The 14,032-nt window shown below is 63.7% G+C and carries 14 protein-coding genes; 5 read left to right on the top strand and 9 right to left on the bottom strand.

The genetic code is table 11. The features are described 5' to 3' along the window. Positions 1–268 precede the first annotated feature (268 nt). The gene (locus PW843_26570) at positions 269–1,489 is read left to right on the top strand and encodes a hypothetical protein (protein MDE1150134.1); all 1,221 of its coding nucleotides are present in this window, start codon (positions 269–271) and stop codon (positions 1,487–1,489) included. 117 nt (positions 1,490–1,606) lie between these two features. Here the strand turns inward: PW843_26570 and PW843_26575 are convergent, their stop codons facing one another. From PW843_26575 to PW843_26600, 6 genes are all read right to left on the bottom strand, one after another. Beyond that, the gene (locus PW843_26575; GenBank protein MDE1150135.1) at positions 1,607–2,587 is read right to left on the bottom strand and encodes a LysR family transcriptional regulator; all 981 of its coding nucleotides are present in this window, start codon (positions 2,585–2,587) and stop codon (positions 1,607–1,609) included. Between the two features lie 96 nt (positions 2,588–2,683). Then, the gene (locus PW843_26580) at positions 2,684–4,939 is read right to left on the bottom strand and encodes an ATP-binding cassette domain-containing protein (protein MDE1150136.1); all 2,256 of its coding nucleotides are present in this window, start codon (positions 4,937–4,939) and stop codon (positions 2,684–2,686) included. Next, complete coding sequence (gene phnE / locus PW843_26585; protein MDE1150137.1) at positions 4,939–5,754, bottom strand: phosphonate ABC transporter, permease protein PhnE; 816 nt, start codon at positions 5,752–5,754, stop codon at positions 4,939–4,941. Before phnE ends, PW843_26580 begins: the two co-directional genes overlap by 1 nt. 2 nt (positions 5,755–5,756) lie before the next feature. Continuing rightward, positions 5,757–6,632, bottom strand: a complete 876-nt coding sequence (locus PW843_26590) for a phosphate/phosphite/phosphonate ABC transporter substrate-binding protein (protein MDE1150138.1) — start codon at positions 6,630–6,632, stop codon at positions 5,757–5,759. Positions 6,633–6,650: 18 nt separating this feature from the next. Next, the gene (locus PW843_26595) at positions 6,651–7,013 is read right to left on the bottom strand and encodes a DsrE family protein (GenBank protein ID MDE1150139.1); all 363 of its coding nucleotides are present in this window, start codon (positions 7,011–7,013) and stop codon (positions 6,651–6,653) included. Between the two features lie 26 nt (positions 7,014–7,039). Beyond that, complete coding sequence (locus tag PW843_26600; GenBank protein MDE1150140.1) at positions 7,040–7,285, bottom strand: sulfurtransferase TusA family protein; 246 nt, start codon at positions 7,283–7,285, stop codon at positions 7,040–7,042. Between the two features lie 305 nt (positions 7,286–7,590). On the opposite strand from PW843_26600, the gene PW843_26605 reads away from it, so the two are divergent. Both PW843_26605 and PW843_26610 read left to right on the top strand, forming a co-directional pair. Further along, on the top strand, positions 7,591–7,962 hold the full coding sequence (locus PW843_26605; GenBank protein ID MDE1150141.1) for a type II toxin-antitoxin system RelE/ParE family toxin: 372 nt from the start codon (positions 7,591–7,593) through the stop codon (positions 7,960–7,962). Further along, positions 7,959–8,321 carry an XRE family transcriptional regulator gene (locus PW843_26610; GenBank protein ID MDE1150142.1) on the top strand — a complete coding sequence of 121 codons (363 nt, stop codon included), beginning with the start codon at positions 7,959–7,961 and terminating at the stop codon, positions 8,319–8,321. The genes PW843_26605 and PW843_26610 overlap by 4 nt, the downstream gene beginning before the upstream one ends. Before the next feature lie 116 nt (positions 8,322–8,437). Here the strand turns inward: PW843_26610 and PW843_26615 are convergent, their stop codons facing one another. From PW843_26615 to PW843_26625, 3 genes are all read right to left on the bottom strand, one after another. After that, on the bottom strand, positions 8,438–9,838 hold the full coding sequence (locus tag PW843_26615; protein MDE1150143.1) for a TonB-dependent receptor: 1,401 nt from the start codon (positions 9,836–9,838) through the stop codon (positions 8,438–8,440). Next, a complete protein-coding gene (locus tag PW843_26620; protein MDE1150144.1) occupies positions 9,780–10,784 on the bottom strand; it encodes a TonB-dependent receptor in 1,005 nt (334 codons plus the stop codon). The genes PW843_26615 and PW843_26620 overlap by 59 nt, the downstream gene beginning before the upstream one ends. Before the next feature lie 351 nt (positions 10,785–11,135). Further along, the gene (locus tag PW843_26625) at positions 11,136–11,693 is read right to left on the bottom strand and encodes a cysteine hydrolase family protein (protein ID MDE1150145.1); all 558 of its coding nucleotides are present in this window, start codon (positions 11,691–11,693) and stop codon (positions 11,136–11,138) included. Positions 11,694–11,759: 66 nt separating this feature from the next. Between PW843_26625 and PW843_26630 the strand changes: the two genes are divergently transcribed. After that, complete coding sequence (locus PW843_26630; GenBank protein MDE1150146.1) at positions 11,760–12,779, top strand: GlxA family transcriptional regulator; 1,020 nt, start codon at positions 11,760–11,762, stop codon at positions 12,777–12,779. A gap of 103 nt (positions 12,780–12,882) precedes the next feature. Then, positions 12,883–13,917, top strand: coding sequence for a hypothetical protein (locus PW843_26635; GenBank protein ID MDE1150147.1), 1,035 nt, complete (start codon positions 12,883–12,885; stop codon positions 13,915–13,917). The last annotated feature ends 115 nt before the right edge of the window (positions 13,918–14,032 follow it).

The raw sequence follows: 14,032 nt of genomic DNA on the forward strand, positions 1-14,032 counted from the left end.
TACGTATGCTATTAAAGTGCGACTCGCTGCCGATGGAGCATTCTCATGCGTGTCATTGCGGTGGCTGTGTCGATGTTAATGGCTTTGGCGTCTTATCTTTTGGCCAAGGAAGCCTTGGCTCAATATATACCTCAGCATGTCCCCGGAAGTATCTGCTTCACTCAATACGTTTGGTGTTGGGCTCAGCCGCCTGGTCCTGTTGGGAGCCCTTGCGCTTGTCCAACGATGCAGGGATGGACGCCAGGCGTGCGAGGTTAGGAGAGGTGCTATGAAGAACAATATAATGGAAGATTTGGTCAAAGATTCAACTCTTGCATCACAATTTGCTATTAGATATGGGAAAATACGCAACATAGACCTTCTTGATGATATCGAGAAGGCTCGGAAATGCGTTGATAATAATCAGAATGATTCTGATTTATTGCTTAAATTAGAGAAAGGGTTAAATAGCCTAATAAAGGATATATCGCCGATAACTCTGAGAGATCTGCGCTCTGGGTGGTCCCCGCATGAAAGCCGTAAAGCAGATATTCCATCTGTTGTATTTTCTGTGTCATGCGTATTGCTTATCATTGTAACTGCTTATTGGACGCAGGTGTATGATCGTGCAAGTACAGTATATAAGAGCACAATAGAATTGCAGGACGTTAGGGGTTCTGAAAGAGTTATAAAGTTACTTGGTTTTCTAATGAAGAATAAGGACGACGTTCTTGAGTCGATGGGTGGTGGAAATAAAGATGTAATATACGAGTCCTTTAATAAGGAATTGTTTGATCTGGAAAGAATAAATATAAGAGAGCTAAATCATAGAGAAATTCTTGATCAGTCTGTTAGGGAGATTGATATAGCTAGAAATATAACAAGCCATTTTTTTTGGTGGAGAAAATCGGCAGAAGAATTGCAGCAGGAGCAAATTGTAAGTAAATATAGGGAAAACTATAAAAATCAGGTCGCTGGATTTAAAATTCCAAAGGAAGGAATTATTGATGATAACGTAAGACCAGTTAGTGATCAGATAATTAATGCGCCAGATATCGATAAAATTAATTCCATGCTTGGGTCTTTTATAACGCGGGTCAGAGCATTTAATTCAGCTATAAGTGTCAATTTTGATCCGCTAAATTTACAGGATTATACATTTTATATTTATAAATTAAAAGACGGGCTGAATATTCTTGGGTCCTGGATTCTTCCGTGCCTGTACGGTATGCTCGGAGCAGCAGTATTTTACATACGGCGACTACTTGATTCTTCTATTCCACCTGCGCCATGGATGCAAATAACCTATAGAATAGTACTGGGTGGATTTTCTGGTATTATATTGGTTTGGTTCTGGACGCCAGGAAGTGGCAGTAACCAGCCTTCCTTTGCTAATATATCGTCATTTGGTTTGGCATTTATTGTCGGGTTTAGTACAGATGTTCTATTTCAGGCGTTGGATAGATTGGTGAACTATATGGCCATGGCTATCGGAAACGCCTCCCAATAAATGACCGAACCATCACGTCTCTATGGTTTCCCTTAAGGGATAGAGATCATAATTCATTCCCGTAGGGCGTTCTGTAGTTTCGCCATGGGGGCACGCATTGCTGGCCAGTAGCGCTACTCACGCGCAGATCAGGCACTTCTCCGCCTCGTCCTCGATTTCGACCGCCACTGGCGGGGCCGCCGGCTTCTCGGGGCACATCTCGCTGATCTGGCCCTTGAACAGGGGGCAGCCATCGAAGATGTCGGCCACCCAGTCCACGAACACCCGCACCTTGGGCGACAGGTGGCGGTTGTGCGGGTAGACGGCGGAGATGGGCATGGGCTCCGGCTTCCAGCGGGGCAGCACTTCCTTCAGCTGGCCGGAGCGCAGGTAGGGCATGGCCATGAAATAGGCGGGCTGGATCAGGCCCAGGCCTTCCAGGCCGCAGGTGAGATAGGCGTCGGCGTCGTTCACCGACACAGGGCCATCGACCTTGATCTCCTGCACCTCACCCTCGACGATGAAGGACAGATCCACCACCTTGCCGGTGCGGCTGTGGAAGTAGTTCACGGCCACGTGCCGTTCCAGATCCTCCAGCGTTTCCGGCACGCCGTGGGTGGAAAGGTAGGCGGGGCTGGCGCAGGTCATGCCCTGGAAGATGCCGATGCGCCGGGCGATCAGGCTGCTGTCCTGCAAATGGCCGACGCGCAGCACGCAATCCACGCCGTCCTGCACCAGGTCGACCGGCCGGTCGCCCATGCCGATCATCAGGTCGATGTCGGGATACTGGCGATAGAACTCATGGATGCGGGGGATGACCAGCAGCCGGCCGATGGATCCCGGCATGTCCACACGCAGCTTGCCGCGCGGGTTCTTCTTCATGTTGACGAAGGAGGATTCGGCCTCGTCGATGTCGGACAGGATGCGGATGGCGCGCTCATAATAGGCGGCGCCATCGGGCGTCAGGCTCAGGCGCCGGGTCGTGCGCTGCAACAGGCGCACGCCCAGGAACCCTTCCAGGTTCTGGATGATGGTGGTGACGGAGGCCCGCGGCAGGCCCAGCGTGTCCGCCGCCTTGGAAAAGCTGTTCACTTCCACGATGCGGGTGAAAACCTGCATCGCCTGCAATTTATCCATGACCACCACCGGACGTCGCGCGCTGTGGACCAATGTAGGTCGTCGGGGGCCGCTGTTCCAGGGCCCAGCGTGATGACGTCAGCGGAAGCGGTCCACTGCCCGGGCGATGGCGGCCAGTTTGTCCTGGGCCGATCCGCCGGCGCAGATGGGGTTGTCGGCGAAGGTGGCGAAGCCGCAATCGGGGTGCAGCAGCACGCGCTCCCGGCCGAACAGGTCGATGGCGTGGCCGATGCGCGCCGCCACCTCGTCCACCGCTTCCACCGCCGCATGCTTCTGGTTGACCACGCCCACGCCCACCCGGGCATCCACCGGCAGGGCCTTCAGGATGTCCATCTCGCCCGCGCGCGGCGTGCACATCTCCAGCAGATAGGCGCCCACCTTCACCTGGGCCAGCGTGCCCACCAGGGGGGCGTAACTGCCGGACAGGGCGACACTTTCGTCCGGCGTCCAGTTGCCGCGGCAGACGTGCAGGGCGGTGCGTTCATGCGGGAAACCGGCCAGCACGGCGTTCAGCAGGTCGCGGGCGAAACCCAGTTCATGGTCGGGCCCCAGCGATTCCGACAGGGCGCCGCACATGAAGCTGCGTTTGTTCTTGGCGCCGGCGAACACCACCTCCGACAGCACGGGTTCGTCGAACTGGATCAGGGATGCCCCGGCATCCAGCAGTTCCGCCACTTCCTCCCGCAGCACCCGTACGATGTCCTGTGCCAGGGCCTCGCGGCTGGCGTAGGCCTGGTCGGAAATGCATTCCATCCACATGGTGCGGGTCAGCAGATAGGGGCCGGGCAGGGCCACCTTCACCGGCCGGGCCGTCACCGTGCGGGCGAAATCCACCTCATGCGCCACCAGCGGGCGTGAGCGTGTCAGGGGCCCGAATACCGCCGGGTGGCGTACGTCGCCCGCCGGAATGTCCAGGGCGCGCAGCTCCGCCTCGAACTCTTCCGGATCGTCCACCAGGGGCAACAGGTCGGTGAGCGGAATCAGCTGGCAATTGTCCAGCCGGCTGGCGACGAAGCTGGCGTAGCTGTCGCGCCGCTGCTCCCCGTCCGTCACCAAATCCACACCGGCCTTTTCTTGCGCTGCGATGGCCAGGCGCACGGCGTCGTCGGCCGTCTCATGGAAGGCCGCTTCCGCCAGGCGGCCCTCGACATGGGCGTGCATGGCCTCGATCATCCAGCGTGGGCGGGGCCAGGACCCGATGCCCATCACCGCCAGTTCGGGCACCGGCGGGGCCGCCACCGGTTCGCGCTTCCGGGCGGGTGCCGCAGGTGCCAGGGCCATGGGCGCCGCCGACACGGGCACCGCTGGGGCGCGTTCCGACAGCAGGCCCTTGCACACCAGGAAACTGCGCTGCCGGCCCACCTTGGTCCACGACACCAGCTCATTCCGGGTCATGCGGCACCAGGCCGGCAGGTCCTCATCCACCGAGATTTCCGACGACCGGATCTCCAGCAACCCCCCACGGGGCAGCGGGTCGATGTGGCGGCGGATCAGCAGCAGCAGGCCGTTGCCGCAATCAAGGTCGCCACCGTCGAAGGAGACGTCGGGGGCGTGGGCGTGGCTGGCGATGGGGTCCATGGGATGCTGTCCGCTCAAGAGGTGCCGTAAAGCCGGGTGAAGGCCGCCGCGTCGAAGCGGTCGGTGGGCAGGTCGGCCTGCACCCGCCCGCCGGCCAGGCCGACGATACGGTCGGCGACGGCGCGGGCCAGATCCCACCTGGTGCAGGCTGCACACCACGCCCACGCCGTCGGTGCGCGCGATGCCGCGCAGCAGGTCCAGCACGCCAGCGGCCGTGGCCGGATCCAGGCTGGCCACCGGTTCGTCCGCCACGATCAAGCGGGGGCGTTGCGCCAGGGCGCGGGCGATGGCCACGCGCTGCTGCTGCCCGCCGGACAGGCTGTCCGCCCGCTGTCCGGCCTTGGCCAGCAGGCCCACCCGGTCCAGGCATTCCAGCGCCAGCAGGCGGTCGGCGCGGTCGAAGCGGCGCAGCCAGCCGCGCCAGGCCGGCACATGGCCCAGGCGCCCGGCCAGTACGTTGTCCAAGGCGGTCAGCCGGCCCACCAGGTTGAATTGCTGGAACACCACGGCCACATCGCGCGCCACCCGTCGCCGGTCGCGGCCGCGCACCCGGGCGATGTCATGGCCCCCCACCCGCACCGTGCCGGCGTCGGGCGTGGCCAGGCCGGTCAGGCAACGGAACAGGGTGGTCTTGCCGGCTCCACTGGGCCCCAGCACGGCCACCACCTCACCCGCCGCCACGCTGAAGCCGACATCGCTCAGTGCCGCGTGGCCGTGGAAGGATTTGGCCAGGCCCTCCGCCCGCATCAGATCCATCACACCAGCTTCCTGCGCAGCCAGCCGGACAGCTGGTCCAGCGCCGTCACCACCACCAGGATCAGGGCGATGATGGTGACCAGGCGGGGGAAATCCAGCAAATCCATGCTGTTCTTCAGTTCCTGGCCGATGCCGCCGGCCCCCACCACGCCCAGCACGGTGGAGGCGCGGACGTTGAATTCCCACCAGAACAGGGTGGTGGACAGCAGCACGGGCAGCACGTCCGGCATCAGGGCATACAGGATGGCGGTCAGCCGCCCGGCGCCGGTGGTGCGCACGGCGTCATAGGGCCCCAGGTTGGCATTCTCCAGATGGTCGGCGAACTGCTTGGCGGCACTGCCCCAGGTATGCAGGGCGATGCCCAGCACGCCGGCGAACGGTCCCAACCCGACGGCGGCCACGAACAGCAGGGCGAAGACGAAACTGTCGATGCCGCGCAGCGCGTTCAGGAACCAGCGCGCCGGGTAGTACAGGCGCGGCCAGGGTGTCAGCGGCCGGCTGGCCAGGATGGCCATGGGCAGGGCCAGCACGGTCGCCAGCGTGGTGCCGATGGCGGCCATGGCCACCGTTTCCGCCGTGCGCCGCAGGAACAGGGGCAGTTCATGCAGGTCGGGCGGCCAGGCGGTGGCCAGCCAGCGGCCCAGCTTGGGCAGGCCGGTTGCCAGCTTGTGCAAATCGATGCCCGCCATCTGCCATGAGGCGACATAGAAGGCCAGCAGGGCGGCGCAGGTCAGCCACAGGTGCCAGCGGCGGGCGGAGAAACCCCGGCCCGCCGCCTCCATATCCTGTAGCGCCCGCTCCGCCGCGCTGGTCATGCTCAGGCCTTCGCCTTGATCTTGCCCAGGGCGATACCCGCCTTCTCGATCATGTCGTAGGAGGCGTGGTTGGCGGCGACGAAGCCGGTGTAGCGGTTGGGCAGCAGGGTCTTGGCCTGTTCCACCGTGATGGCGGTCAGGATCTTCTGCACCTTCTCCCCCATGCCGGCCGGGGCGTTGGCCGGCAGGACGATGGCGTCGTTGGGCAGCGGGTCGGACGTCCACACGATCTTGTTGGCATCCTCCTTCACCTTGCCGCCGGCGATCATGGCATTGCGGTTGCGGTCGAAGTCGGTCGCCAGATCCACCTGGCCCGAACTGACGGAGATCTCATTGGCGGCGTGGGTGGCGCCCTCCGTGTACGTCCAGAAGGTCTTGGGATCGATCTTCCAGACCTCCTTGGCGTAATAGCTGGGGATCAGCCAGCCGGAGGTGGAGCCGACATCGGCGAATGAGATGGCCATGCCCTTGGTGTCGTCCGGGAACTTGGCCACCTTGACGTCCGGCCGGGCGATGATGATGCCCAGGTAGGTGGGCTTCTCGTCATACTTCACCGTCGCCACCGCCTGGCAGCCGGTGGCGTTGTTGGCGATGATGTAGCCCCAGGGGCCCATCCACGCCAAATCCAGCTGGCCCGAGCCCATGGCGACGGCCATGCCGGCCCAGTCGGTGGTGGCCACCAGGTCGAAATCCACGTCCAACTCCTTCGCCAGGTGGGCGAACAGCGGCATGTAGGCTTTCTTGGTGTCCTCCGGCGAGGGCAGCAGCGGCCCGACGCCGAAGCGCAGGGTCCGGCGGCCTTGCGCCCGGCCGGGCGTGGCCAGCGTGGTGCTGAGCGCGATGCCGGCGCCGGCGGCGATGAAGCTTCTGCGGTCCATATCCCCAACCTCTTCCGTTCAGTAGCTGACGCTGGGGGCGCCATCGCCCATGAATTCCACCAGCTTGGCGCCGCCCACGATCTTGGCGCCGGGCACCAGATTGTCCTCATCCAGCCCGCGCTTCTTGAAGCAGGGGGAACAGACATAGATGGTGCCGCCGGCGGCGGCGAAATTGGCGATCAGGTCCTTCAGCGGGGCGAAGCCTTCCTCATGGATGTCGTCAGCATAACCCTGCTGTGACAGGCGGGTGCCCTCGATGGACAGGAACACCACCGTTTCCTTGTCGGACGCGACGGCGGCGTTGGCGATGACGAAGGCGACGGTGGCCTTGTCGGTGTCGTTCTTGGCGCAGCTCAATGAGACGACGAACTTCCCGGACATGTTTGTTCTCCGTTGATAAAGGGGGCTCACGCCCAGTCGGCGCGGGCGCGGATCCAGAAGCTGTGGGTGGCAGGGTCGTGGCGGACCAGGTCGTTGCGGGTCATGCGGCACCAGGCGGGAATATCCTCCGGCGCGCCGCTATCGCGGGCGACGACACGCAGCAGGCCGCCCGGCATGGTCCGCAGGCGGATGCGCAGCAGCATCACCAGCTCACCACAGCCCATGTCGCCGGCATCCCAGGTGTCGTTTTCGGTTTCCAGCCCGTTCGCCATGCCCAACCATTTCCCAGCCCCGCCCGATAGGGACGGTGCTGCGGAATCCATGAGGATTCTTGAAGTGAGGGAGCGGGTTTCGGTCGTGTGACGTCCGCGGGGACCGCGGGCCATGGCCAGCCCGAACCGGGCATGACGTGGAACCGAAAACGCTCGGCCCGACGATAGGTTAGGGGCCGTCACGGCGTCAAGGACGCGGGGTGGTGACGGAATGTTGGCTGGGCGCTTTAGCCGAGGCTTGTATATGCGCTAAAAGTCATATTCTCTTGATGACATATGCACCTGAGATCATATTGAAGGTTGTCATGAAGTGGGATGTGCGGTTTGACCCGGCCTTCGCTGAGGAGGCCAAGCAGTTCGATAAGTCGGTGCGGATCGAAATCGCCGCGCTGGCAGGGTTGTTGGAGCAATTCGGCCCCCAACTCCGGCGGCCCCATTGCGATACGCTGAATGGTTCGGCGTATGCGAACATGAAGGAACTGCGCTTCGCACTGCCCGATGGCGCATGGCGAATCGCCTTCGCGTTCGACCCACGGCGGCAGGCGATCCTTCTGGTCGGCGGTGCCAAGTCGGGGGTGAACGAGAAGCAATTTTACCGCGATCTTATCCGGGTCGCTGATGGTCGCTTCGAGGCACATTTGAAGGCGCTGGATAAGGCGGGTGGAGGTAAGGAATGACCGTTAGCCTGGAAGAGTTCATGAACGACCTCACTCCGGAAGATCGGGTGGCCGTGGCCGCGCGCACCAAGGAGCTGATCGAGGAGGAACTGACGCTGCGGGATTTGCGCCAGGCGCAGGATCTGACGCAGGAGCATATGGCCAAGCTGATGGGAATTGAGCAGGAAAGCGTGTCGCGCATTGAGCGCCGCGCTGATTTGCTGCTGTCCACCCTGAGCAGCTACGTTTCAGCCATGGGGGGCAAGCTCCGCCTGGTCGCGGAATTTCCGGATCGCAAGCCCATCGCCGTTGCCTTGGGCGACATCACAGGCGAGGTCATGGCCAAGCCGGGCCGACGCCGGTCCCGTAAGATCGGCTAGGATCGCAATTTCCGACTTCAATGCCGAAAAGATCACGGGTCCAAACGGCGGCGCGCTTGGACCCGTGATGAATGGTACCCGCCCCGGCATTACCGCCAGGGCGGGGTGGATGACGCTTAGAACCCGGCCTTCAGGGTCACGAAGAACTGGCGCGGGGCCAGGGGGTAGGCGGCGTAGGTGCCGCTGGCCGAACCCACCGTGACGGTGGCGGCGGCCTTGGTGTCCGTCAGGTTGGTGATGTTCAGCGAGATGGAGCTGGACTTGATGCCCGTGGTCAGGGCGCCCAGGTCGTAGCTGGCCTGCAGGTTGAACTGGTAGTAGGACGGCACCCACATGTCGTTGGTGTAGGTGGCGTACCGCTTGCCGTAGTACTCGCCACTGACGTTGGCGCTGAAGGCGCCGTAGTTGGTGGACAGGATGAAGCGGTTCATCCATTCCGGATCGCCGGGGATCAGCTTGCCGGCGGTCAGCACCGTGCTGGCGCCGCTGACATAGTTCTGGTCGTATTCGGAGTGGTTGTAGGACAGGGCGTCATAGAGCGAGAAGTGGTCGCCCAAATGGATGGTGGCGGCGATGTCCACGCCGTTGGTGGTGACACTGCCCACGTTCTGCAGGATGCCGACGCCGCCGACGAAGCTGGTCAGGGTGGAATTCGGGCTGATCAGCAGCTGACGGTTGCTGAAGTCCACGTGGTAATAGCTGATCTGGCCGCCGATGCCGGTGATGGGCCCGAAATTGAACTGGTGATCGGCGCGGATGCCGGTCTCATAGGTCCAGGACGTTTCCGGATTGCCGGTCTTCTTGAACAGGTCGAAGGCCGCCTGGTTGCCCAGGCTCCACGGTGAGGCGCCGCCCAGGCCGTAGGTCATGTACTGCCGCAGGTTCTTCTGCACGTTCACGAAGAACTGGTCTTCCGGCGTGATGTCCCACAGGGCGCCGAACTGCGGCAGGAAGGCTTCCTTGGTGTCGATCTCGCCCTGCGGCAGGTTGGTGGTCGTGCCGCTGTAGGAACCGGACAGCGGCTGCACCGGCATGGTGCCGTCGGCGAACTGCATGCTAGACTTGAAGCCGGCCTGCAGCTTGACGGTCGGCAGGATCTGCCACTGGTCCTGCAGGTAGGTCTGCACCACGTCCACGCTCAGGTGGCTCTGCACCTGGGTGAACAGCGGGTTGGTGGGCACGTCGTAGGGCGTCAGCGGATCGTTCACCGACAGCTGGTACCAGCGGCGCGACACGGTGCTGGCGTTGTGTTCGTACCAGACGCCGGCCTCGATCTCATGCTTGCCCAGATCGTAGGTCAGGCTGGAGCGGGCGCCCTCGCGGTCGATCATGTATTCGGTGGTGCGCACGCCGTAGCCGCTGCCGCCCAGGATGCTCTTCAGGTCCTGGCCGGGGTAGTAGACGTTGAACACCGAGGCCGCACCGCTGATCGGCAGGGCCACGATGCCACGGCCTTCGTCATGGTGGTAATAAACCTGGTTCTTCCAGGTCAGGTTGATCGCTGAGCTGGTAGTCATAGCTCATGTAACCCAGATAGTCGGTGCGCTGGGCGGCGCTGAAATAGTTGGAATAGTTGGCGCCCAGGGCCGTGGGCGTGTTGCCCTTGGCGTCGACGTAGGACAGCGCCTTGGTGAAGTCCGGGTACAGGAAGGGGCGGGTGTAGGGCTGGTAGGCCTGCGTCGCGCTGATCGAGGTCGCGTCCTCGTTCGGCTCGGTCTTGTCGGACCAGTCGAAGAAGGCCTTGAAGGTGCCCTTTTCGCCGGCGTGCACGAACTTGGCGTTGACCTGGTAGCCGCCCTGCTGGCCGTTGAAGTCCCAGGCGCGGGCATCCTGGCGCACGAAGGAGATATAGGCGCTGTTGCCGTCACCAAAGGTGCCGCTGTCCAGGCGGGCGAAGGTGCGGAAGGTGTCGTAGCTGCCGAACACCTGTTCGATCTGGCCGCCGGCTTCCGCCTTGGGGTCGTCGGAGAAGGTGGCCAGCGTGCCGCCCAGGTTGCTGGTGGACGCGGTCCCCAGGTCGCCGGCGCCGGACGCCAGGCTGACGCGGCCGATGTTCTCGCTGATGATGGCGCGCTGCACCGACAGGCCGTTGTAGTTGCCGTAGGACTGGTCGCCCAGCGGCACGCCGTCCAGGGTGTAGCCCAGCTGCTGGGCGTTGAAGCCGTGGATGTACAGCGACTCGTTCTGCTCGTTGTTGCCCCACGGATCGGCGTTCTGGAAGATGACGCCGGGCAGCATGTTGATGGCCTTCACCGCGCTGGCGCCGGGCATGATCGTCTGGATCTGATGGGCCGGCAGCTCAATCTCCGAGGCGGAGCGGCGGGTGGAGGTCACCACGATTTCCTGCACCTGATCGGCATCGGTGGCGGCGGCGTCCGGCGCCTGCTGCGCCATGGCGGGAAGCGAGAACCCGGCCAGCATCGCCAGCGCGGCGGCCGACCCCATCAGGTTACGAATGTGCATTTTTAGCCCCAGGTAAATGAAATCGCTGGGGTAATAGCCACGCTGTTGCAGTGCGGCAAATTAAGGTTTCGTTTCAGATTTTGGACTATTTATTACGGATTTATGGCATATATTACTTTCACTGAGACAGTTTTAGTCGTAGTGACTATGCCATAAGGACGCATTTGGGCGCCGGGTGGCTCAGTTACTGCAATCCGTGCGGGTGGGGATGGGGTGTCCGCCTAACCCTTCGATGAATTGGCGGCCGGGTCCGTGGATGATACGGAGCCGGCCGCCCAAACTTTCCGGCTTTCGCCTGTGGCATAAATGGCACGGGAAAATCGGTGCCCCGTGCCCCCGGGACTATGAAGGTCAGGGTGACGCCAGATGGTCGTCCGTCGTGACCACGGTGGCATAAGCGAAGGCCAGCGCCGCCATGAAGGCGGCATGCACCTGGGCCGCCGGCACGGTCACGCCGTTGAAGTCCAGGTCGCGGGTGGCGCAGGCGTCATGGACGACCGTGACGGCATATCCCAGGTCGGTCGCCGCGCGGGCGGCGGCATCGATGCACATGTGGCTCATGGCGCCGGCCAGGACAATGCCCTTGAGACCCTGCGCATCCAGGATGGCTTTCAGGTCCGTGTCGCGGAAGGCGTTGGTGCGGTTCTTGGTGATGACCGGTTCGCCACCTTCGTCGCGCACGCTGGCGTGGATGGCGGCACCCGCCGATCCCGGTGCGAAAAAGGGCGGGTTCCCGGCCGGCATCTCATGGCGGACATGGATCACCGGCCGGCCCGCGGCACGCGCGGCGGCCAGCAGGCGCGCGGCGTTGGCGGCCGCCTGTTCCACCCCCACCAGCGGGAACCGCCCGCCGGGAAAATAGTCGTTCTGCAAATCCACAATCACCAGGGCGGTGTCGCTTGCCATCATTGTTCCCCTCGACCGATGCGACGGCATCCTCGCCGTCCCTTGCAGGAATAGGCGGCCCGGCGCACGGTGGCGATTGGCGGAACTGACAAATACCGGGGCGAATCCGACAAATGGAAAAAAAAGGGTGCACCACCCCATGTCGCGATCCTGCTGTATCCCCGCGCGCAACTGGCGGCGGTGCACGGCCTGACCGACCTGTTCGCCGTGGCGGACCGCTTGGCGCGGGCGCGGCTGGGGACGGCGGACAGCCTGCTACGGGTCAGCCACCGGCGGATGGAGGGCACGGCCGCACCCTTCGACACGCATCCGCAGGGGGCCGGCGAGCCTGACATCGTCATCCTGCCGCCCAGCCTGGGCGGCGACCCGCCAGCGGGTCCGGCGGTCCAGCCGTATGTGGACTGGCTGCGCCAGCGCCACGCGGCGGGCGCCACCCTGGCATCGGTCTGCGCCGGCGCTTTCCTGCTGGCGGAAACCGGGCTGCTGGACGGCCGGACGGTGACCACCCATTGGGCCCTGGCCGATGCCCTGGCGGCGCGTTTTGGCCAGGTGCGGGTCGATGCCGACAAGCTGCTGATCGACGATGGCGACCTGATCACCGCCGGCGGCCTGATGGCCTGGACCGATCTGGGTCTGACCCTGGTGGACCGCCTGCTGGGCCCGACCGAGATGATGGAAACCGCACGCTTCCTGTTGGTCGATCCGCCGGGGCGGGAACAGCGCTACTACAGCGCCTTTTCCCCCCGCCTGGCCCATGGTGACGCCGCCATATTGAAGGTGCAGCACTGGTTGCAGCGGAACGGCGCCCGTGATGTCACCACCGGCGCCATGGCTCAAATGGCGGGGCTGGAGGAACGGACCTTTCAGCGGCGGTTCGGCGCCGCCACCGGCCTGAAGCCCATCGAATATTGCCAGCACCTGCGCATCGGCAAGGCGCGCGGCTTGCTGGAGGCCGGCAACGATCCGGTGGACCAGATCGCCTGGGAGGTGGGGTACGAGGACCCCGCCGCCTTCCGCAAGCTGTTCGTCCGCGTCACCGGCCTCAGCCCCGGCGACTATCGCCGCCGCTTCGGGGTGCGTCGCCGCTGAGGCCGGCCGGAAACTTTGCGGACGTGCCGCCGTATCACTCACGAATGGTCAGGGGCGAAGGTGCGACATGACGAAATGGATGCGAGGCCTGGGGTTCGTTGCCTTGGCCGCAATGCTGGTGTTGTGCAGCGGGTGCGTTGCCGTCGCGCGCCAGGGGGTGAAGGCCCTGCGGGGCGACGGCAAGCCGGCGGCGGCGTGCGATGGCACCATCCTGCCGGCCGGCCTCGGCGGGGCGGTGGATGGTCCCTATGGCATGGTGACCCAGGTCGTGCCCGATCCCGCCTTTCCCGGGCAGGACATATTGGTGCTGAAGCCGGAGGGCGCGCCCGGCCCGTCGCCGGTCATCCTGCTGGCCCACGGTTATGGCCCCAACCGCTGGACCTTTTATGAGGATATGATCCGCCATCTGGTCAGCCGTGGTGCGGTGGTGGTCTACGCCCCCTATCCCCTACTGGGCGCCATGGGCCCCCTGGGGCGTTACGACATCCTGTGGGCGGGGTTCCAGGCGGCGGTGGCGGCGGCCGGGCCGGCGATGGACCTGACGCGCGTGGGCATCATCGGCCATTCCTTTGGCGGCGGTGCGGTACCCTTCCTGGCCCACCACGCCTTCGTGGAGCAGGGCTGGGGCCGCCGGGGCGCCTTCACCCTGATGCTGGCGCCCTGGTACGCCTATGGCACCGACGATGCCCAGATGGCGCAACTGCCCGCCAATGTCCTGCAAGGCTGGCAGGTTTATGACGGCGACACGGTGAACGACCATCGCATGGCGGTGGACCTCTATCGCCATGCCCCCACCGGGGCGGGCCGCTATTTCTTCCAGGTGAATTCCGGCGACCTGCGGTGGCCGGGCGGGCCGGCCGGCGGTTGCCCCCTCACGGCGGACCATTTGACACCCAACCGTGACAACGCGCCGTTGCTGAAGCGCCTGGCTGTCTTGCCGGTGGCGGACGCGTTGGCCGACCAGGCGTTCGTGCCCAGTGCCGAGACCGCTAACCACTTGGCCGCCCTTGGGCAGGCGAAAGATGGCTATCGGCCCCTGGTCCGTGCCACCGATCCAGCCCCATTGAAGCCCCAGGACACCTATCGCTGGCCCTGGAACAGTCAGCAGAACCCCCGGACGGGCGAGGGCACGCCCTGATGCGAAGAAAAATGGGCCGCCGGATTGCGCCGGCGGCCCCAGGTGCTTCCTCAGGGGGCCAACCCTTTGGAAGGATGCGAACCTGACGCATGGGCCCTGGGCCCAAAACTGGCCG

The organism is Azospirillaceae bacterium (genome assembly GCA_028283825.1).
Lineage (GTDB): Bacteria > Pseudomonadota > Alphaproteobacteria > Azospirillales > Azospirillaceae > Nitrospirillum.

Bases quoted from the DNA above. Each gene is read 5' to 3' on its own strand.
- PW843_26570 (MDE1150134.1), top strand. From the start codon at position 269: ATGAAGAACAATATAATGGAAGATTTGGTCAAAGATTCAACTCTTGCA.
- PW843_26575 (MDE1150135.1), bottom strand. From the start codon at position 2,587: ATGCAGGTTTTCACCCGCATCGTGGAAGTGAACAGCTTTTCCAAGGCG.
- PW843_26580 (MDE1150136.1), bottom strand. From the start codon at position 4,939: ATGGATCTGATGCGGGCGGAGGGCCTGGCCAAATCCTTCCACGGCCAC.
- phnE (MDE1150137.1), bottom strand. From the start codon at position 5,754: ATGACCAGCGCGGCGGAGCGGGCGCTACAGGATATGGAGGCGGCGGGC.
- PW843_26590 (MDE1150138.1), bottom strand. From the start codon at position 6,632: ATGGACCGCAGAAGCTTCATCGCCGCCGGCGCCGGCATCGCGCTCAGC.
- PW843_26595 (MDE1150139.1), bottom strand. From the start codon at position 7,013: ATGTCCGGGAAGTTCGTCGTCTCATTGAGCTGCGCCAAGAACGACACC.
- PW843_26600 (MDE1150140.1), bottom strand. From the start codon at position 7,285: ATGGCGAACGGGCTGGAAACCGAAAACGACACCTGGGATGCCGGCGAC.
- PW843_26605 (MDE1150141.1), top strand. From the start codon at position 7,591: ATGAAGTGGGATGTGCGGTTTGACCCGGCCTTCGCTGAGGAGGCCAAG.
- PW843_26610 (MDE1150142.1), top strand. From the start codon at position 7,959: ATGACCGTTAGCCTGGAAGAGTTCATGAACGACCTCACTCCGGAAGAT.
- PW843_26615 (MDE1150143.1), bottom strand. From the start codon at position 9,838: ATGACTACCAGCTCAGCGATCAACCTGACCTGGAAGAACCAGGTTTAT.
- PW843_26620 (MDE1150144.1), bottom strand. From the start codon at position 10,784: ATGCACATTCGTAACCTGATGGGGTCGGCCGCCGCGCTGGCGATGCTG.
- PW843_26625 (MDE1150145.1), bottom strand. From the start codon at position 11,693: ATGATGGCAAGCGACACCGCCCTGGTGATTGTGGATTTGCAGAACGAC.